We start from the raw sequence: 19,522 nt of genomic DNA on the forward strand, positions 1-19,522 counted from the left end.
AAAACAACGAAAAAAAACGCCGTTCCCGCTTGTGCGGACGGCGTTCTAAGGTTAAGCGCTACAGGTCGGCGATACGCCAGTCGATCCCGCCCGCTCCGATTTTCTGCAGAAACTCGTTCGTGCGGGAGAAAGGGCGGCTTCCCAGAAACCCCCGGTGCGCGGAGAGGGGGCTCGGATGAGGCGAGCGGATGATGTGATGCTTCTCCGTATCGATCAGCTTCGTCTTCTCCTGGGCATTCGCGCCCCAGAGCAGGAAGACGACGGGCTCCTCCCGGCGGCTCACCGCCCGGATCACCTCATCGGTGAAGAGCTCCCAGCCTTTGCCCCGGTGGGAATTGGCGGCCCCGTCCCGGACGGTGAGGACCGTGTTCAGGAGCAGGACCCCCCGTTTCGCCCATGGAACGAGATAGCCGTTATTGGGGACGGGAAGCCCCAGATCGGCGTGCAGCTCCTTGAAGATGTTCTGAAGCGAGGGCGGCACGGCCACTCCCGGCTTGACCGAGAAGCTGAGCCCGTGCGCCTGGTTCGGCCCGTGGTACGGGTCCTGGCCAAGAATGACGGCCTTCACCTCGCGGTAGGGCGTGAACTGCAGGGCCGAGAAAATATCGTGCATATCCGGATGGATGATCCGGTTGCGGTACTCTTCCTTAAGAAAGTCGCGGAGCTTGAGGTAATAGGGCTTCTTGAATTCCTCCCCTATCTGCTCCAGCCAGTCCTGCGGCAAATCGGGCATCGTTCTCCTTCCTTTCTGCTTCAGATAAGGCACACGTTACCTATTACCCTACTTTTTCACGGCCAATCGGACTTGGGGAAAGCTCCTTCCCGTTGAAAAAAGGCAGACCGGTTAAGGTCTGCCCCGGTTATTCAGTTCGGCTTACCCGGATTTGGCTGATCCGCTTCTCATCAACCGCCTCCACCGTGAACACGAGGCCGTTGAAATCGATCTCCGGCTGCTCGCCCTCGGCGGGGATTCTTCCCAGCTGGCCCGTCAGAAAGCCGCTCAACGTGTCGTAGTCCTCATGGGGCAGCTCCATCTTGAGCAGCTCGTTCACCGTTCTCAGGGGCGTGAGTCCGCTGATCCGGTAAGTCCGCTCGTCGAGCTGTTCGATTTCGCTCTCTTCCTCGTCGTGCTCGTCGAAAATATTGCCTACGATCTCCTCCAGCAAATCCTCGATCGTGACGATTCCGCCCATGCCGCCGTATTCATCAATCGCCACCGCGAGATGAACCTTGTCCCTCTGCATTTCCTTGAACAGGTCATCGGCCGGCTTGGACATGGGAACGAAATAAGGAGGGCGCATAAGCTTCTCCACCTGAAAGCTTCCGGCTTTCCCTTCCTCGATGAAAGGAATGAGATCCTTGACGTGCAGAATCCCGATGATGTTGTCGACGTTCTCCTGATAGACCGGCAGCCGGGTGTACTGCTCTTCCTGAACCAGGCGGGCCACTTCCCCAAGCTTCGCATCATGCGGGAGACAGACGACATTCTTCCGGTGGGTGATGATATCGGAAACCGTGATATTATCGAAATCAAAAATATTATTAATCATCATGCGTTCGGTTTCCTGAATGGCCCCGTTCTCATTGCCGACGTCGACCATCATCCGGATCTCTTCCTCCGTCACCTGCTCTTTGTCGGCATTCGGATCAACGCCGAACATCCGCACCAGCAGGTTGGTCGACAAGGTCAGCAGCTTGACGAACGGAGAGGCAATCTTCAACAGCAGGGTCAGCGGGGTCGCCGCAAACATGGCGATCGTCTCGGCCTTCTGCATCGCGAGCCGCTTCGGCACCAGCTCGCCCAGCACCAAGGTAAAGTAGGAAAGCACCAGGGTAATGACGATCAAGGAAATCGTCTCCAGCACGTTATCCGCCAAGGGAACCCCTGTACTCTGGAGAAAATCAGCAAACCGGCCGGAGAAGTTCTCCGCCGCAAAAGCACTGGCCAGGAAGCCGGCCAGGGTAATTCCAATCTGGATGGTAGCGAGGAAACGGCTAGGCTCGCTAAGAAGATTCTGCAACAGTTTCGCTTTCTTGTGGCCTCCCTCCGCCATCGCTTTGATCTTGTTATCGTTCAGCGAGATCAAGGCGATTTCCGAAGCGGCAAAGAAAGCGTTCAACACAATCAACAGGATAAGAACCACGAATTCCATAGTCAAGCGTCACCCTCCACGTTTGGTTTGAATGAGACAAAAAACAAACGTCAAAGGGTTACAGCCGGAGATAATAGGAAATTTTGGCCGGACCTGCCGGCGATTGTGTTCGGCAACTATCGCCCTCTTCTCCCGGGTCATCGTCCATTACCGCTGCCACCTCCCCATCTGAATAGGTAAAGTATTTCATTCATTATATCGTGATTTCCGCCAAAAAAGAAGGAAAACAAACTTATACAAGGCTGCCGTCTATATTTGACAAGCCGCAGACCGGGTCGTCAAACCGTTTGAACCCGAGCAACCTGCACTCCGGTCATATCCCCCCATATCAGTCCCCATTACTTTAGTCACTCCCCATTTATGACTGGATGGACTGCCAGCACATGACTACCCGCCGCTATAATAAGGGACGTGAGATAGAAGCTTTCCAATCGGAGGGAGAAAAACAATGACTTGGTTCACAAAATGGTCGTTCGGCAACAAAAGGGGGGTCGGCCTGCTGGCCGCGATCGCGCTGCTCATCGGGGTATTCAGTTACACGACGCTGCCGATGGAGTTTATGCCGGAGGCGGATAATCCGCAAATTACGATTACAGCACTTGGACAAGGCAAAAACACCGAATTCATGGAAAAGAACGTCACCAAACCGATCGAGAATGCCGTCGGGCTCATAAAAGGCAAAACCGACATGTTCTCCACCTCGGGTGACGGTTATTCCAGCATCAACCTTAATTTCGACGGCAGTACCGACATGAAGGCGGCGACGCAGGAGGTCGAGAAAGCGGTCGGCCAGCTGCCGTTTCCGGAAGGCGTCATGAAGCCGTTTATCGTCCAGTTCAATACGTCGATGATCCCGATCTCGCAGCTTACGATTTCTTTTAAAGGGGAGGGGCTGACGGATAAGAACATCGAGAAGGCCGAGAAAGAAATCCTGCCTGAGCTGCAAAAAGTGAAGGGCGCCGCGAGCGTGGCCTTGTACGGCAAAACCTCTCCACTTGTGATGGTAACGGCCGATCCGCAAAAGCTGGCCGAGAAGGGCGTCCCGCAACAGGCTCTCATGGGTGTGCTGCAGGGCAAAAACGTGTCCGCCTCCATCGGGGAACAGAATCTTGGCGGCAAAACCGGAAACGTCAACGTGGTTTCCGAAATCACCAGCGTCGATACGCTGAAAAAGCTGCAGGTCGTTCCGGGCGTCATGCTCCAGGATGTGGCTGCGGTTGAGCTGAAGACCGATAAGGAAAGCGTCACCCGTGCCAACGGCGAGGATGTCCTGTACGCCGTGGTCACCAAAGAAGCGAGCGCCAACGCGGTGGACGTAGGAAACGGCGTCAAAGCGGCCGCCGAAAAACTGACCGCGGATTCGGAGAATGCCGAACTAAAGGTCGTATTCAGCACCTCGGACATGGTCGTCGATTCCGTCGACAGCATGATTCAGGAAGTGCTGATGGGAGCGCTTTTTGCAACAGTGGTCATCCTGCTGTTCCTGCGCAACATCCGGGCGACGCTCATTACGATCGTCTCGATCCCGCTCTCGCTCGCCATTACGCTGTACCTGCTTGATCTTTCCGGCGTTACATTGAACATTATTACCCTGGGCGGCGTCGCGGTAGCCGTCGGACGTCTGGTCGACGACAGTATCGTCGTCATCGAGAACATTTACCGCCGTCTGCAAAAGGAACCGTTCTCCCGCGACATGATCCTCTCCGCCACGAAGGAAGTGTCGACGGCCATAACGTCGTCCACGATCGTTACTGTGTGCGTGTTCCTGCCGATGGGTCTGCTGCGCGGCGGCCTGCAGGCGTTCCTCCTGCCTTTTGCGCTGACGGTTACGTATTCCCTGCTTGCTTCCCTGCTCGTCGCGTTGACCGTCGTGCCGCTGCTGAGCTCCGCGCTGCTGCGCAAAACGGCGATGAAAGAGCACGAAGGCCCGAAATGGTTCACGAAATTCCTGCACTGGAACCTGCGCTTTAAATGGGTGACACTGCTGCTTGCCGTAGTTATTTTCGCCGGTTCGATCGGTGCTTACTTTATGATGCCGAAAGCCGCATTGGATACGTCCAGCACCGACGCTGTTTTCGTTACCTTGAAATTTCCGAGCGATACGCCTGTCGACCAGGTCATGGAAAAAGCGAAATCGCTCGAGAAGTTCATCATCGAGCAGAACGCAGGGGAAACCGTCATTCTCCAGGCCGGCAACTCCTCGGAAAATGCCAAATTCGGCCAGGTTTCCGCTCCGACGGAAGCAACCCTGACCGTTATCATGAAAAAAGATGTGGATGCCGAATCGTTTATCGAAGCCGTCCGCGCACAAAAAGACAATTATGCCGGAGCGACGCTTTCCGCCAATCCGGGCGGCCTGATGGGGGCCAGTTCCACGACCGAGTATGTGGACATCATCGGTGACGACCTCGACGCGATCCGCAAGGTTGCCGATCAGGTGACCGCCGCCGTGAAACCGATCGAAGGCGTCCAGAAAGTCACCACGAACATGGAAGAGACGAAACCGGTCTTCTCCTTCACGGTCGATCCTTCGCAGGCGAATGCCCAGGAAATTTCCATGCAGCTTGCCGGCATGCTGAACCCGATGCCAATTGGCCAGATCGACTTGAATGGGACCTCGTCCATGGTCATGCTGGATGCGATGCTGAAGCCGAAATCGGAAGCCGATTTGAAGAACGCAACCATCCTATCGGCAACAGGACCGGTTCCGGTTACCAGCCTCGCGAAGTTCGAAGTGCGCCATGCACCGTCGCAGCTGTTCCACAAGGACGGCAAAACATATATCCGCGTATCCGCCGAAGTCGACCCGAAAAAGGTTTCCGAAATCGGCGCTAGCATCAAGAAAGAAGTCAACAAGATCGAAGCGCCGAAAGGCGTCACCCTCGCTGCCGGCGGCGCGTCCGCTACGCAGTCCGGTGACTTCTCGGAGATTTTGAAGACCATGCTCGTCTCCATAGGTCTCGTTTACCTGATCATGGTACTGACATTCAAAACGCTCAGAGCCCCGTTCGCGATCATCATGTCCCTGCCGTTAGCCGCCATCGGCGCTATCCTGCTGCTGATGATTACCGGCACGAGTCCCGACTTTACGGCTGCCTTCGGCGCCTTGATGCTGGTCGGTATCGTCGTGACGAACGCGATCGTCCTGATCGACCGTATCAAGCACAACGAAATGCACATGACGATCCGCGAAGCGATCCTCGAGGCCGCAACAACCCGGATGCGCCCGATCGTCATGACGGCGGTCGCCACCATTTGCGCGATGCTGCCGCTCGTGTTCGGCCATTCCGTCTCAGGCGGTATGAACATCGTTTCGAAGAGCCTGGCCATCGTCGTTATCGGCGGCCTTGCTTCGGCAACGGTGCTGACCCTGATTGTCATCCCGGCTCTTTACGAGCTGCTGTACTTCCGCAAATCCGCCAAGCAGCGCCATGCGGATACCGCAGTGAAATCCTTGGCTGCATAACGGCAGAAGCCGAATAGAAAGAACCGCCGCTCGGAGAGCTTATCCTTGCTGGCGGTTCTTTTGCGTTACCTGAGAAGCGTGGGCTGCTTGGGTAGATTATTGTCTGAAAACTCTATCAATATCCGAACGATTATATTGGAATATATAAAATTGTTCGTTTTTCTCACTTTTTCCTCTTTTCATGTCCGGGCATTTACGCTATACTCGAAGGGAAAAACAAGTTTACCCGCAAAAGCCTCTCGTATAATAGCAGGAATGGGCCTGCAAGTCTCTACCCGGTCACCGGAAATGACCGGACTACGAGTGATTACTCCACGTTTTTCAGGAGTCTGTCCCGCCAAGGGACGGCTTTGGGCCGATACGCGCCTGTATGGATTATCACTCGAACCCCGACGTCTTCGGACGCCGGCCGGCTTCGGGTGTTTTTTGTTTAGCGGCAGAAATCGTTAACGCACTTAATACCTAACGCATCTAAGGGAGGAATTATGGAACAGCTCAAGCAAGCCATCCGGACGGAGGGCTCCGTCCTGTCGGCCAACGTACTGAAAGTAGACGCCTTTCTTAACCACCGGATCGACCCGGTGCTCATGGCCGCCATCGGCCGCGAATTCGCCGAACGCTTCCGGGAAGCCGGCATCACGAAAATTCTCACCATCGAAACGTCGGGCATCGCTCCCGCGCTGATGGCTGCGCTCGAGCTTGGAGTGGCGGTGGTGTTTGCCCGCAAGCAGAAGTCGTTGACGATGCGGGACGACCTTTATGTCCAGAAAGTATACTCGTTCACGAAGCAGGTGGAGAACGAAGTGACCGTTTCCCGCAAGTTCCTGGAGAAGGGCGACCGCGTCCTCATCATCGACGACTTCCTCGCCCACGGGGAAGCGGCCTTCGGGCTCGCCAAGATCGTGGAGGAAGCGGGCGGGGCCGTCGCCGGGATCGGCATCGTCATCGAGAAATCGTTCCAGAACGGAGCCGCCAAGCTTCAGGAGGCGGGCTACCGGGTAGAGTCACTCGCCCGGATCGCGTCGCTTGAGAACAACCAAGTCCAATTCGTGGAGGAAACCATCCATGCCTAGTCCAGCCAAAACCTTCACCCTCGGCCTCCAGCACGTGCTCGCCATGTATGCCGGAGCCGTCATCGTGCCGCTTATCGTAGGCGGAGCCTTGAAGCTGACGCCCGAGCAGCTCGGCTACCTGATCTCCATCGACCTGCTTACGTGCGGGATCGCCACGCTGCTTCAGGTGTGGACGAACCGCTTCTTCGGAATCGGCCTGCCGGTTGTCCTCGGCTGTACCTTCACAGCCGTCGGCCCGATGATCGCCATCGGCAGCGAATACGGCGTCTCGGCCATCTACGGCTCGATTCTCGCCTCCGGCCTGCTCGTCGTGCTGTTCGCCGGCTTCTTCGGCCGCCTAGTGAAGTTCTTCCCGCCGATCGTGACCGGCTCGGTCGTAACGATCATCGGGATCACCCTGATTCCCGTCGCCATTCACGACATGGGCGGCGGCCAGGGCAGCCCCGACTTCGGCTCCCCGAAGAACCTGATGCTTTCCTTCGGCGTCCTGGTGCTCATTCTGCTCATGAACCGGTTCCTGACCGGCTTCCTGCGGACCATCTCCGTGCTGCTCGGCCTCATCGCCGGAACGATTGCCGCGGCCTTCATGGGCATGGTGTCCTTCCAGCCTGTACTGGACGCGTCCTGGCTTCATATGGTGAAGCCCTTCTACTTCGGGCTGCCGACTTTCGAGCCGTCGGCCATTCTCACCATGACGCTTGTCGCCATCGTGAGCATGATTGAATCGACCGGCGTGTTCATGGCGCTCGGTAAGATTACCGGCCGCGACATCCAGCCGGCCGACCTGACCCGCGGCTACCGCGCGGAAGGACTGGCGAGCCTCATCGGCGGCCTGTTCAACTCCTTCCCTTACACGACGTATTCGCAGAACGTCGGGCTTGTGCAGCTCACGAAGGTCAAGACGCGCAGCGTCATTGTCACCGCAGGCGGCATTCTGATCGTGCTAGGCCTCATTCCGAAGGTGGCGGAGCTGACGAAGCTCGTGCCCACGCCGGTTCTGGGCGGAGCGATGATCGCCCTCTTCGGCATGGTGATGTCCTCCGGCATCAAGATGCTCGGGGCCATCGACCTGAACCGCCACGAGAACCTGCTCATCATCGCCTGCTCCGTCGGCATGGGCCTCGGCGTGACCGCGGTACCGGATCTGTTCAAGGAGTTGCCGGCCGGCGTTCAGATTCTGACGAACAACGGGATCGTAGCCGGCAGCGTGACCGCCATCGTGTTGAACCTGCTGTTCAACGGCCTCCGTGAACGCACCGCTTCCGGTGCGGCGGACAGCAAGGTTAGCGAGGCGGCTTAGGGCTGCAGCGATAATCTAAAAAAGTTCCAAAAAAGTGCCGGGTGACATGGTTGTCATCCCGGCTTTTTTGTTGTTTGCTTGATTTAATGCTTTCCCAAATAAACAAAGCTTCCCTAGTAGAATATATCCCATATAGGCTTCCTCACGGAAAAGACCTAAAGCCAAATCACGAACCCTTATTCCATCATCACAGCCCATATTGTAAATCCCAACGGAAGGCAGATATGCTCTTGTAAGTGTTCTGCCGAGCCCGTTAACGAACCGCACAAAGCTTATTCCTCTCTATTCAGCCCCCTGGCCGTTCTTAACGAATCCTCTAGTCGCTAAATGGCCCGTTTTCCGCCAAAAAGGGAGCCAAAGGGAGGAATAGCGATACCGCGATTCGTTAGTAATTCCTCGAGGCCCATATGGGGCTAATAAGGTTCTGAGGATTTGTTAGAATCCCTGCAACCGACTCTTGGCATAGGCAGCCTATCTCATGCTACCGACTCCTGGTGTGGCAAGCCAGAGCCCCGCCGCTTCGCTATCCGTTAGACGGCGCCGGTTGGCTTGGCCGTCTTCTTGTCCAGCAGAGCCGCCGCCCCCCAAACCGCGACCGTCGCCGCAGCAGCTGCGATTGCGGAGCCGCCGGCATGAATCAGGAGGATCGGCACCCACAGCGTGGCCAGCACAAAATGCGCCCGCCGCATCGCCAGCTTCCGCACCTTCCGGTAAGCGTAGCCGTAGCCGGCAATGGCCAGGAGCAGGACAAACGCGGCAAGCCCCGTGTACATGTCCCGCTCCCCCAGCTTGGTGACCAGGTAGTAGCCGCCGTGCACGGCGATAAGTGCAAGCGTCAGCCAGCCCGCGTACGTATGGACGGAATGCAGCAGCCGCCCGGCTTTCTTAAGGAGAAGCTGACGCGAACCGAGCCGGCGGCGGAAGCCGTACCAGCCGAAGCTGACCGCCCCGCTTGCGACGGCAAACGTCCCCAGCAGCTTGAAGGGGCCTCCTTCTTCCTCATGTTTCGGACGGAAGGAGCCGGGAGCTTGTCCTTCTCCTGGAGCGCCCAAGCTGTCCTTGGAACTTCTCCCTTGGGTCCCTTGCCCCTGCGTTTGACTGCCTGTACGGCCTGAGGGAAGAGGGCGATGCTTGGGAGCCGCCAGAAATAGGGACCCGCCGAGCAGCAGAAGGCTGACCGCGGCCGCCAATAGTGCGGGCCAGGGAAGAAGACGCGATGTTTTGACCATGTGCAGGTATCCCCTTTCGTTATGGGTTCAGTATAACCGGCCAAGCTGAAAAAAAGATTAAAGAAGGAGCGGAACGGGCCTCTCGCCGAATAAACCAGCCCCGTTAAACGCATAGTAAAAGAAGTGTTACACCTAAAAAAACTAACGAGGTGAGCCCATGACGACGAATCCTTCCAACCCCCAGCCCCAGCAAACCAAGGCCGCCGCTAAGCAGGTAGAGCTCGAAGCCGCACAAGCCGTTCAGCAGGTGCAGCAAACGGTCCAGCAGAACCAGCAGCAGGCCCAGCAGCTTCTTCAGCAAGCTCAGCAGCAAGCTGCTCAAACGCTTCAGCAGGCCCAGCAGCAAGCCCAGCAATCCGTGCAGCAGGCCGGGCAGCAGGTGAACCAGGCGCTCCAGCAAACGCAGCAGCAGGCCCAGCAGTTCGTGCAGCAGGCCGCTCAAGCCTTCCAGTCGGCTCAAACGTCCGAGCTGCTGGCCGGTCAAGCCCAGCAGGCCCAAATGGCCAGCATGCAGCAGCTTAACCAGGCTCAACAGAGCGTTAATCAAATCAATTCCGCTTTGCACCAGACAGCCAAGGCTCAAGCGGCCGGCATGACTGCCGCTACCCCTGCTACCCCTGCTGCCTCTGCTTCCATGGCCAGCACGGCTGCACCTCAAGCAGCTGACGTAGCGGTAGAAGCCGTAGAAGCCGTTGGAAAAGCAGCCGCAGCCGCGGCGGGAACCGTTGCGGGAGTGGCTGAAGCCGTCACGAACCGTCTGACCGAGGATTCTGAGGAATAGAATTGCCTTTGTCAGGTGTTACCTAGCATCACTTTATACCCCTCCCCTCCTCTTGCCCCAGCACATGGAGGCCCGTTCCCCCGGGCCTCTTTGTCGTACCCGCCGTGTTCTTCCCGCTCCTGACCTTCGATCTGATTCGTAAAACCGCTGCCTTTTCTCTATAGATGATTCACGCCGGGGAATAATTTGGTACTATTATCTTTAACATGGTTATAGGTTTATCAAGCTTAATAAATGACCAGAAGGGAGTTGGAAGGATGAATCAATTCAAGATCTTTACCGGAACGGCCCACCGCGGGCTTGCCGAGGAAATCGCCGGCCGGCTGGGGATGGCCCTCGGGGATTTGACATGCTCCCATTTCAGTGACGGGGAAATCCGGGTTGACCTGAACGAGACGGTCCGGGGCTTTCATGTGTTCCTCATCCAGCCCACGGCTCCGGCGGAAGGGCGGTCGGTCAACGATCACTTGATGGAGCTGATGATTATCGTCGACGCCATGCGTCGGGCCTCGGCGGATTCCATTACTCTACTGGTCCCTTACTTCGGGTACGCCCGGCAGGACCGCAAGAACGGCACCCGTTCCCCCATCACCGCCAAGGTGGTGGCCCGGATGCTCGAAACCTCCGGCGTAAGCCGCATTCTGACTCTGGATCTGCATTCGGATCAGATCCAGGGCTTCGTGGACATCCCGATGGACAATTTGAACGCCACGGCCCTGATTGCCTCTTATCTGAACCGGCAGAAGCTGGACAACCCGGTTGTCGTCTCTCCCGACATGGGAGGAACGAAGAGGGCGAGCAAGCTGGCGCGGCTGATCCCCCAGGCTTCCATCGCCGTCATCGACAAGCGCCGGCCCCAGCCGAATGTGTCCGAGGTGCTGCACCTCGTCGGGGACGTAGCGGGCAAGACGGCCGTGATTATCGACGACATGATCGATACCGCGGGAACCATCGTCAACGCAGCGCAGGCTCTGAAGGATCGGGGCACGATAAGGGTCATCGTGGCCTGCACCCATCCGGTGCTGTCCGGTGAAGCGATAAGCCGGCTGAAAGCGGCTCCGGTGGACGAGGTCATCGTCTGCAACACGATGGACATTCCGGAGAAGAAGCGTCTGGACAAGCTGACCGTCCTGTCCGTTGGCCCTCTCCTGGCCCAGGCCTTGACCCGAATCCACAACAAAGAACCCCTCACGGAAATCATCGAGGGGAACATTGCGCTTGAAGAGCTGCCTTGAAGGCAGCTTATAAGCTTTCCAGAAGAGCCAAGGCCGCGAGGTGGGCCGGATAGAAGCTTCGCCACAGCCACGAAGGCACGTTACGCTTGTCCCACGCCTCGTAAACCTTCGGTCCATAGACGATCCCGAAGGTCGCAAAGAGGCTGAACAGCTGGATGGGGCCTCCTTTTCCGAGGAGGACGTACACCAGCGTGATGCCGAGATGGGCCAGCACCACCCTATCGGCCTTCAGGTAGTGATAGATAAGCACCAGGGCCAAGCCGTAAGCACCGTAATCAAAATCGTAGAGCTCCATCAGGACTGCGAGCAGCAGCGTAAAGGGGAGGGAAACCGTCCTGCTTTTCCGCTGCAGCAGGTAAAGGGCCAGCAGACATACATAGAGCGTCCCGATGGCGTTGATCCCGGTCTGCTTCAGGGCAAGCATATAGGGAAGCTGGGATACGGCCGCGAGCAGCAGTAGCCGGGTCATGTAAGCTTTGACGCTGGAGGTATGCCGGTAGCCCCGTACGATAAAATAGGCGTAGATCGGAAAAGCCAGCCTCCCGACCACCCTCCAGCCTGGGCTTTCGGGAAAGTAGAGGAAGCCGATGTGGTCGATCAGCATCGTAAGCATCGCGACAATCTGCATCTGGCTTACCCTCCTTTTGAATGGTCGGATATTCTTCTGCCCTCGGCGGAATTCCTTAGCCCCGATGCATAAGGTCCCAAATCTGTTTGCCGATCAGCAGAACGCTCATCCCGATGAAGAGCGGCCGGATGTACGCCGCGCCTTTGCGGATGGCGACCTGCGAGCCGACGTAGGACCCGGCGATCATGGCGAGGCCCATCGGGATGCCGTAGCGGAAATCCACCGCCCCGAAAAACAGGAAAGTCGAAAGGCTCGCGATGTTGCTGCCGAAATTCAGCACCTTGGCGTTGCCCGCTCCCGTCACGAAGTCGAAGCCCAGCATGAGGAAGATAAAGATCAGGAACGAGCCGGTGCCCGGGCCGAAGAAGCCGTCGTAGAAGCCCATGCCGAGGGCCGCCAGGGCCATATAGAAGCCCGATTTGGCCGTCAGCTTACGGTAGGTTGAGACGTCCCCCCAGCTTTTGCGGGTCAGGGTATAGACCGTAACCGCGAGCAGCATGACGACGACAAGCGGCTTCAGGAAGTCAGACGGCACCTTCTGCAGGGCTGCGGTACCCGCCACCGCCCCGACCAGGGTGAACGGCAGGAGGCCGCGGACCAGCTTGAGGTCGATTTTGCCTGACTTCAGAAAGGAGAGCGTGCTTGTCAAGGAAGACAGCGTGCCGCCGAGCTTGTTGGTGCCGAGCGCGATATGCGGAGGCAGGCCGGTCATAAGAAGGACGGGAACGGATATCAATCCGCCCCCGCCTACGACTGAATCTACGAATGCCGCCAGGAACCCCCCGGCGATTACGAACAGGATCATTTGCCACATAGTCAAATCCACGATGCAGGACTCCTTCAGCTTACACTTGTCTTGCCTCCATCCGACGCGCCAAGAGAGACAGCGTGTAGTTCACCGCAAAATAAAGCACGGCGGCCGCGATCAGAATCGGGAAGACAAAGTTAACATTTTGGCCGGAGATGATCTTCGCGTTATGCATCAGCTCCGCCAAACTTATACTAACGGCAAGCGAGGTGTCTTTCAATAGCGAAATGAACTGGGAAACGATGGGCGGAACCATCCGCCTGAGCCCAAGCGGCAGCACAATGTGCCACAGCGTCTGGGTGTAGCCGAGCCCGGACGAGCGCGCGGCCTCTATCTGGCCCTTGTCCACCGAATTCAGCCCGCTCCGCACAATTTCGGCGATCATGGCCGCTTCGAAAACCGTCAAGGCCGCGACCGTCGACCAGAACAGGCCGAGCTTGATGCCCACCTCGGGAAGAGCAAGCTTCGCGAAGACAATGAGGAGCAGCAGCGGCAGGTTACGGATGAGCTCCACGAACAGGCCGACGATCCAGGACACCACGGGAATCCGGGCATACCGCAGCACGCCGAGGAGGATCCCCAGCACGAAGCTCAGCACGATGGCCGTGAACGCCGTTTGCAGCGTCAGCAGGAAGCCCTCGAGAAGAAACCGGAGATTGTCCGGGTTATAGGCTCCAATGAAATCCATACGGTTCCCCCTTTACCCGCTTCTCGCCAAGCGCCGTTCGAGGACAACGGACGCATAGCTGAGTGGAATAGTCAGTACCAGATAGAACAAACCGACGAAGAAATAAGTGCTGAGCGTCTGGAACGTCTCCGAATCGACGATGTCCCCATAATACATCAGATCGAATCCGGCAATGACGCCGAGAATCGAAGAGTTCTTGACGAGATTAAGAAACTGGTTGCTGATCGGCGGAATCACCAGCTTGATCGCCTGGGGCAGGATGACGAGCCGCATCGCCTGCACGTAAGTAAGGCCCGAGGACCGGGCCGCCTCCATCTGGCCCTTCGGCACGGACGCGATTCCCGCCCGGATCGCTTCGGCTATGTAAGAGGACGTGTAGACCATGAGCCCAAGCGTCCCGGACACAAACACCGGCAGCCGGATTCCGACGGCCGGCAGCCCGATATAGAAAATATAAACGACGAGCAGCAGGGGGATGTTCCGGAACAGCTCCACATAGACGGCCCCGATCCCGTTCAATACCCGGGAAGGGGTGATGCGCAGGACCGCCACCAGGGTTCCGAGCAGGAAGCTTCCGGCCAGGGCCAGCACGCTGGCCAGCACCGTATGGTAGAAGCCTTCCAGGAAGTCCCGCCAATTCTCGGTGAGTACAGAGAAATCGATCACCCGTTCACGCTCCTTCCATAATGAGATTCCGCTAACCAAAAAAGCGGGCCGTCCAGCCGCCGTTGCCGGCGCTCTATCGGACCCGCCCCTTGCGGTTACCCGGGATTATTTTTTGGGAGCTTCCCCGATCCACTTCGTGTAGATTTTGTCGTACTCGCCGCTTGACTTCAGCTCTTTAAGCGTATCGTTGATGAATTTGACGAGATCCGGGGTATCCTTCTTGACAGCAATACCGTACGGCTCTTCCGTAAACGGCTCGCCCACCACCTCGAAGTTCGGATCCTGCTTCATCATGCCGTACAGAATCGCGTTGTCGGTTGTGAGCACATCACCTTGGCCCGACTTCAGCGCCGTGAAGGCATCCTGGTAGTTGTCGAACTGCTGAACCCGGAGGCCCGGTACCTTCTCCTCAATGTTCTTGACCGAAGTCGCGCCCTTCTGGCTCAGCACCTTCGTGTCCTTCGTGACATCCTTGATGCTCTTGATCGGGCTTCCCTTCTTCACGAGCAGGGACTGGCCGGCGTTGAAGTAAATGTCCGAGAAGTCGACTTCCTTCTTGCGCTCCTCGTTGATGGTCATCGTCGCCACGATCATGTCGATCTCGTCATTGTTCAGCATGTTGATGCGCGTCTTCGAAGTCACTTCCTTCAGCTCGATCTTGTTCTCGTCGCCGAGCAGCTTCTTCGCGATAGCCTTCGAGATGTCGACGTCGAAGCCCTCTACCTTGCCGGAAGCTGGATCCTTAAGCCCGAACAGCTTCGTATCGTACTTGACGCCGACCACCAGCTTGCCCCGCTTCTTGATCCCGTCGAGCGCCTTGCCGCTTGCGGCCGATCCGCCTCCGCCGCTGCCTCCTGACGGGGAACCCGCCGGCGACGGGCTGCCCGACCCCGACGTTCCACCCGCGTTATCCTTATTGCCGCAGCCCGCAAGGGCGAGCAGCACCAGCGTCAAAACCATCACAAGCGAAAGCCAACCTTTGGATCTCTTCATTCTTCTTCATCCCCCTGTTATCGGTTTAATGGTTGATCAAGCGGCTGAGAAAGAGCTGGGCCCTCTCCTCCCGCGGGTTCTCAAAGAACGCAGCGGGAGCCGCCTCCTCGAGAATTTTCCCTTGGTCCATGAAAACCACACGGTCGGCTACTTCGCGGGCGAAGCCCATCTCGTGGGTCACAACGACCATCGTCATCCCTTCCTTCGCCAGCGCTTTCATGACGTCAAGCACCTCGCCGATCATTTCCGGATCGAGTGCCGATGTCGGCTCGTCGAAGAGCATGATCTTCGGCTTCATGGCAAGCCCGCGCGCAATCGCGACCCGCTGCTGCTGGCCGCCGGACAGCTGCGACGGGAACGACTCCGCCTTATCCGGAATGCCGACCTTCTCCAGATAGTGCATCGCCGTCCGGCGGGCTTCCTCCTCGGAGACCCCCAGCACTTTGACAGGGGCGAGCGTAATGTTCTGGATGACCTTCTTGTGCGGGTACAGGTTGAAATGCTGAAAAACCATCCCGATGTTCCGGCGCAGCTCGTTGATATCTGTTTTGGGATCGTTCACCTTTACCCCGTCCACCGTCAAGTCCCCGTCCGTAATCGTTTCCAGACGGTTGATGCAGCGGAGAAGGGTGCTTTTGCCGGAGCCGGAAGGCCCGATCACGACGACCACTTCCCCCTGCCCGATCTCCAGGTTGATGTCTTGGAGCACATGGAAGTGCCCAAAATGCTTGTTCACCCGTTGGAACCGGATCAAATGCACTCCCCCTTTTCTAAGGCAGACTATTATGTATTCAACAATTTCATTACCCTTTTAGAGGGCAGCTTGAATCATATGATACTAATTGTATCAAACTTGCAGGGAATAGGTAAGGTTTGCTGACAAATTGTATCTAAAAGAATCCCAAAAAAATATTTATTCTTACCCCCGCCTTCCCCGAATGAAGACGATAAACGGGTAATATATAATGACGTTACCATGGAATGAACCCTTTCCTTACCGAGGCCGGGACCTCATTCCATTTTACATACGCAGCACCAAAACGATTCTACGGAGGTTAGGGAATGAGGAAGATGGTCTCAGGAAAATGGGGAAATAGGACTACGTTCGGGAAATTTAGAAAGCGCTTTATTCTGTGGACGGCCCTTGTCCTCAGTGTGGCGATGCTGCTGCCCCTTACGGCCAGTGCCGCCTACTACAATACTTACACCGACGTCGCCACGCTCGGCAATGCCAATGATTGCTACGTTGCGCAAGGCTTCGCTGTCGGCTCCACCTACGCCTATTCCGTCAAGATCAACGGAGACGACACCAAGGCTGTCATTTACCGGACCAACATGAGCGATGGAACGACGACGCTCATGACGAATGGGGATAGCGGCACAACTTACACCGCCTCCCTCGGCCATGCCAACGATATGGTCCTCAGCACGATCGACGGGGAGTACTATATGTTCATCGTCACCATGAAAGCCGGCAGCATGAGCCTCGTGAAGCTGAAATATGTAGGGACGACGTATTACCAAGTAGGGAACTACAGCATTCAGTACAGCGGAGCGGACAAGGCCATGTCGGGGGTAGCCATCACCGGCAAAGACACGAGCAGCATCTACTTCCTCTTCAAATCCGGCCTGACCCTGTACCGGGGGACGCTTCCTCTGACCGCTAACAGCGGAACCATCAATGCAGCCTACGGCTTTGCCCTGAATACGGCTGACGCCCTGGTCAACGGCAGCACCGTTTCGAACATCGGCTCGTATACCTCCCAGGGCCTGGGCTATTATAATAACACGATCTATGTCCCGCTGACCTATAACAACGTAAGCATTGTCCTCGTCTACCTCAACATTTCCACCGCCTCCGGCACCATCTACTCCGACGATAATCTGTCGTTCCGCATTACGTCCTCCACTTACTCGAACCTGTTCGAGATTGAGAGCGTCGGAATCGCCAACGGGGATAAGCTCTGGTTCAACACCAACCGCAAAACCGACGCGTCGGATACCGCCCACGACGGGGTGCACTATTTCAACGGGTACAGCGCCTTGTAAGGTAGCAAGCCCCCTTAAGGGCCGGTCAAACAAAAAAAGGAGCGGATGGCTGCCGTCAGCCATCCGCTCCTCTTCTTTTGGCGGGGCCTGCTTAAGTATGGGCCCCGCTGGTCATGCGACCGTTACTTCGGCTCCCGGATGTCCCGGCGGCGGGCGATGCCCGAGCTGTAGGCCGCATCCAGCACGGCCTCGCGCACCCGTTCCGCGACGTGCTGGTTGAACACGCTCGGCACGATGTACGACTCGTTCAGCTCCTCGTCCGTCACGACCGAAGCGATCGCGCGTGCCGCGGCCAGCTTCATCTCCTCCGTGACGCGGGAGGCGCGGCAGTCGAGCATGCCCCTGAACAGGCCGGGGAAGCAGAGCACGTTGTTGATCTGGTTCGGGTAGTCCGAGCGTCCGGTCGCCATCACGCGCACGATTCCTTCCACCTCATCCGGCGAAATCTCCGGCGTCGGGTTGGCCATCGCGAATACGATGGAATCGGGGGCCATGCGCTTCACGTCCTCCACCTTCAGGACGCCGGGTCCCGACACGCCGATGAAGATATCCGCGCCCTCGATGACGTCGGAGAGCTTTCCTTCCTCGCGGTTCGGGTTCGTGTTCTCCCCGTACCAGTTCCACGTCGCGTTGCCGTAATCCTGTCCGGCCACCAGGGCGCCCTGGCGGTCCACGCCGATGATGTTGCGGACGCCGGCCGACAGCAGAATCTTCGTGCACGCCGTTCCGGCTGCACCCACGCCCGCCAGCACGACCTTGCAGTCTTCGAGCCGCTTGCCGACGAGCTTCGTGGCGTTCAAGAGCCCGGCAAGGAGCACGACGGCGGTGCCGTGCTGGTCATCGTGGAAGACGGGGATGTCCAGCTCCTGGACGAGCCTCTCCTCGATCTCGAAGCAGCGCGGAGCCGAAATGTCCTCGAGGTTGATGCCCCCGAAGGCCGGCGCGATGTTCTTGATCGTGCGGATGATCTCTTCCGTATCCTGGGTTTCCAGGCAGATCGGGAAAGCATCGACGCCCGCGAACTGCTTGAACAGCATCGCCTTTCCTTCCATGACAGGCATAGCCCCGAGCGGACCGATATTTCCGAGTCCGAGCACCGCGGAGCCGTCCGACACCACGGCGACCGTGTTCCGCTTGATCGTAAGGGAATGGGCGCGCGACGGCTCCTCGTGAATGGCCATGCAGACCCGGGCCACGCCCGGTGTATAGACACGGGACAGGTCGTCCCGGTTTTTGATCGGCACCTTGGGGTTCATCTCGATTTTGCCGCCCAGGTGCATGAGGAAGGTCTGGTCCGACACGTTGAGAAGCTTAACCCCGGGAAGCCGGCGCGTCACTTCCTCAATGCGCTTCGTATGAAGCTGGTCGGTGACGTTGACGGTAATGTCCCGGATCGTCGAGTCTTTCGTCGACCGGGTGACGTCGATGGCGACGATATCCCCGCCCGCGTCTCCGATAGCCGTGGCGATCTGCCCGAAGGTGATCCCCTGCTTGTCGATCTCCAGCCTCAAAATAATCGTCGTACTGGCTCCTGTTGGTACTGCCATGCGATCCCCTCCTGCTCTCCTGAGTTATGACCTAATGATATCGCTTACATAGCGAAAAAGGAAGTTAAGAACATATTGTGCCTTTTGTTCATTTTGTTCCTGGTGCCTTATCCGGTAAGAACTACCCTAACGGATAAGGCACTGCCTTCCCCCTACCGCTTCTGCAAAAGGTACCGGTTGACCGGACGACCGACTCCCCCGTAGCGGATATCGAGGGCGACCCAGCCGGTCTTCTCCAGGTATTCCAGGTAGCGGCGGGCCGTTACGCGGGCAATGCCGACCCCGTCCGCCGCTTCTTCGGCCGAAACCGGCTCGTTCGTCCTCTCGAGGAAGCCGGCGATCTGCTTCAACGTCTGGGCGTTCAAGCCCTTCGGCAGCTCCTCCGGGAGCGGAAGGGCCGGCCCTTTGGCGCCAGCGGCCGGAGACGCCGGGGATCCGCCGGAGACGCTGGGGCGGGCTTCCCGTCTCCCGTGCAGGACGGCATCGAGCTCTTCCTGGGAGAACGCCTCCGCCTCCTTCAGCCCGGCATGCAGGCGGAGGTAGCGCTCGAGAGATTCCTTCACCCGTTCGAACTTGAACGGCTTCAGGATGTAGTCCGCCGCCCCGCCGCGCATCATCTCGCGGATCGTGGCCTCGTCCCGGGCCGCCGTGATGACGATCACGTCCGTCTCGACGGCCTCCTGCCGGATCCGCCGAAGCGTTTCGAGCCCGTCCTGCTGCGGCATGAAGACATCGAGAAGCACCAGCGAAGGTCGAAGCTCCCGAACGAGCTGCAAGCCCTCCACGCCGTTGCCCGCGGCGCCGACTACCCGGAAACCCGGCACCCGCTCGACGAATTCGCGGTTGACCTGCCTTACCATCGGGTCGTCCTCGATGAGAACGACCTCCACCCATTTGCCTTCCATG

The 19,522-nt window shown here is 57.8% G+C and carries 18 protein-coding genes and 1 riboswitch; of the genes, 6 read left to right on the plus strand and 12 right to left on the minus strand.

The features are described from left to right. Window positions 1-58: 58 nt before the first annotated feature. Both MJA45_RS25105 and MJA45_RS25110 read right to left on the minus strand, forming a co-directional pair. Window positions 59-733, minus strand: a complete 675-nt coding sequence (locus MJA45_RS25105; RefSeq protein WP_315604634.1) for a uracil-DNA glycosylase — start codon at window positions 731-733, stop codon at window positions 59-61. Between the two features lie 127 nt (window positions 734-860). After that, a complete protein-coding gene (locus MJA45_RS25110) occupies window positions 861-2,159 on the minus strand; it encodes a hemolysin family protein (RefSeq protein WP_407083078.1) in 1,299 nt (432 codons plus the stop codon). 442 nt (window positions 2,160-2,601) lie between these two features. On the opposite strand from MJA45_RS25110, the gene MJA45_RS25115 reads away from it, so the two are divergent. The 3 genes from MJA45_RS25115 (at window position 2,602) to MJA45_RS25125 (ending at window position 7,992) form a co-directional block, all read left to right on the plus strand. Continuing rightward, complete coding sequence (locus tag MJA45_RS25115; RefSeq protein ID WP_315604635.1) at window positions 2,602-5,619, plus strand: efflux RND transporter permease subunit; 3,018 nt, start codon at window positions 2,602-2,604, stop codon at window positions 5,617-5,619. A gap of 219 nt (window positions 5,620-5,838) precedes the next feature. Continuing rightward, window positions 5,839-5,939, plus strand: a riboswitch (purine riboswitch). A 165-nt stretch (window positions 5,940-6,104) separates the two neighbouring features. Then, entirely contained in the window at window positions 6,105-6,692 is a 588-nt protein-coding gene (locus MJA45_RS25120) for a xanthine phosphoribosyltransferase (protein WP_315604636.1), read from the plus strand. Further along, window positions 6,685-7,992 carry a nucleobase:cation symporter-2 family protein gene (locus MJA45_RS25125; protein ID WP_315604637.1) on the plus strand — a complete coding sequence of 436 codons (1,308 nt, stop codon included), beginning with the start codon at window positions 6,685-6,687 and terminating at the stop codon, window positions 7,990-7,992. Before MJA45_RS25120 ends, MJA45_RS25125 begins: the two co-directional genes overlap by 8 nt. Before the next feature lie 15 nt (window positions 7,993-8,007). Here the strand turns inward: MJA45_RS25125 and MJA45_RS25130 are convergent, their stop codons facing one another. Beyond that, window positions 8,008-8,190, minus strand: a complete 183-nt coding sequence (locus MJA45_RS25130) for a hypothetical protein (RefSeq protein ID WP_315604638.1) — start codon at window positions 8,188-8,190, stop codon at window positions 8,008-8,010. Between the two features lie 332 nt (window positions 8,191-8,522). Continuing rightward, the gene (locus MJA45_RS25135; RefSeq protein ID WP_315604639.1) at window positions 8,523-9,221 is read right to left on the minus strand and encodes a hypothetical protein; all 699 of its coding nucleotides are present in this window, start codon (window positions 9,219-9,221) and stop codon (window positions 8,523-8,525) included. Between the two features lie 157 nt (window positions 9,222-9,378). Between MJA45_RS25135 and MJA45_RS25140 the strand changes: the two genes are divergently transcribed. Together MJA45_RS25140 and MJA45_RS25145 are read left to right on the plus strand one after the other, a co-directional pair. Continuing rightward, window positions 9,379-10,002 (plus strand): hypothetical protein, encoded by a 624-nt coding sequence (locus MJA45_RS25140; protein ID WP_315604640.1) that lies wholly within the window; start codon window positions 9,379-9,381, stop codon window positions 10,000-10,002. 257 nt (window positions 10,003-10,259) lie between these two features. Beyond that, complete coding sequence (locus MJA45_RS25145) at window positions 10,260-11,237, plus strand: ribose-phosphate diphosphokinase (protein ID WP_315604641.1); 978 nt, start codon at window positions 10,260-10,262, stop codon at window positions 11,235-11,237. 7 nt (window positions 11,238-11,244) lie between these two features. Here the strand turns inward: MJA45_RS25145 and MJA45_RS25150 are convergent, their stop codons facing one another. The 6 genes from MJA45_RS25150 to MJA45_RS25175 all read right to left on the minus strand — a co-directional run bounded on the left by MJA45_RS25150 (window position 11,245) and on the right by MJA45_RS25175 (window position 15,774). After that, complete coding sequence (locus MJA45_RS25150) at window positions 11,245-11,865, minus strand: TraX family protein (RefSeq protein ID WP_315604642.1); 621 nt, start codon at window positions 11,863-11,865, stop codon at window positions 11,245-11,247. Window positions 11,866-11,920: 55 nt separating this feature from the next. After that, complete coding sequence (locus MJA45_RS25155) at window positions 11,921-12,691, minus strand: sulfite exporter TauE/SafE family protein (RefSeq protein WP_315604643.1); 771 nt, start codon at window positions 12,689-12,691, stop codon at window positions 11,921-11,923. A 19-nt stretch (window positions 12,692-12,710) separates the two neighbouring features. Continuing rightward, window positions 12,711-13,361: an amino acid ABC transporter permease gene (locus MJA45_RS25160; RefSeq protein WP_315604644.1), complete on the minus strand. Its 651-nt coding sequence runs from the start codon at window positions 13,359-13,361 to the stop codon at window positions 12,711-12,713. Window positions 13,362-13,373: 12 nt separating this feature from the next. Then, entirely contained in the window at window positions 13,374-14,027 is a 654-nt protein-coding gene (locus tag MJA45_RS25165) for an amino acid ABC transporter permease (RefSeq protein ID WP_315604645.1), read from the minus strand. Between the two features lie 105 nt (window positions 14,028-14,132). Continuing rightward, window positions 14,133-15,020 carry a glutamate ABC transporter substrate-binding protein gene (locus MJA45_RS25170; protein ID WP_315604646.1) on the minus strand — a complete coding sequence of 296 codons (888 nt, stop codon included), beginning with the start codon at window positions 15,018-15,020 and terminating at the stop codon, window positions 14,133-14,135. A 25-nt stretch (window positions 15,021-15,045) separates the two neighbouring features. Next, window positions 15,046-15,774, minus strand: a complete 729-nt coding sequence (locus MJA45_RS25175) for an amino acid ABC transporter ATP-binding protein (protein ID WP_315604647.1) — start codon at window positions 15,772-15,774, stop codon at window positions 15,046-15,048. 308 nt (window positions 15,775-16,082) lie between these two features. On the opposite strand from MJA45_RS25175, the gene MJA45_RS25180 reads away from it, so the two are divergent. Then, window positions 16,083-17,069, plus strand: coding sequence for a hypothetical protein (locus MJA45_RS25180; RefSeq protein WP_315604648.1), 987 nt, complete (start codon window positions 16,083-16,085; stop codon window positions 17,067-17,069). 122 nt (window positions 17,070-17,191) lie between these two features. Here the strand turns inward: MJA45_RS25180 and MJA45_RS25185 are convergent, their stop codons facing one another. Then, window positions 17,192-18,616, minus strand: a complete 1,425-nt coding sequence (locus tag MJA45_RS25185) for an NAD-dependent malic enzyme (RefSeq protein ID WP_315604649.1) — start codon at window positions 18,614-18,616, stop codon at window positions 17,192-17,194. A gap of 152 nt (window positions 18,617-18,768) precedes the next feature. Continuing rightward, complete coding sequence (locus MJA45_RS25190; RefSeq protein WP_315604650.1) at window positions 18,769-19,521, minus strand: response regulator; 753 nt, start codon at window positions 19,519-19,521, stop codon at window positions 18,769-18,771. Window position 19,522: the final 1 nt, after the last annotated feature.

This window comes from Paenibacillus aurantius (assembly GCF_032268605.1).
Lineage (GTDB): Bacteria > Bacillota > Bacilli > Paenibacillales > NBRC-103111 > Paenibacillus_AO > Paenibacillus_AO aurantius.